This is a genomic window from Salmonella sp. SAL4457, assembly GCF_046548235.1.
In the GTDB taxonomy this organism is placed as follows: Bacteria; Pseudomonadota; Gammaproteobacteria; order Enterobacterales; family Enterobacteriaceae; genus Salmonella; species Salmonella enterica.
In genome coordinates this window covers 1-244 of record NZ_JBGDZO010001160.1, presented here as the reverse complement: position 1 = coordinate 244, position 244 = coordinate 1, and the positions used below count along the sequence as shown (strand labels likewise).

Here is a 244-nt window from a genome sequence, read left to right as displayed (position 1 = left end):
GAAATGGGCCTGCTGCTGCGCCAGGCCAAGCAGGCCGGGCTGGACGCGCGCTTCATGGGCCCGGAAGGGGTCGGCAACAGCGAAATCACCGCGATCGCCGGCGACGCTTCGGAAGGCATGCTGGCGACCCTGCCGCGCGCCTTCGAGCAGGATCCGAAGAACAAGGCCCTGATCGACGCCTTCAAGGCGAAGAACCAGGATCCGAGCGGCATCTTCGTCCTGCCCGCCTACTCCGCGGTCACAG

1 pseudogene is annotated in these 244 nt (G+C 67.2%); it reads left to right on the top strand.

Annotated elements, in window-relative coordinates:
• Positions 1 to 244, top strand: a pseudogene (locus ACLJNW_RS27815) (leucine ABC transporter subunit substrate-binding protein LivK); the annotation flags it as partial.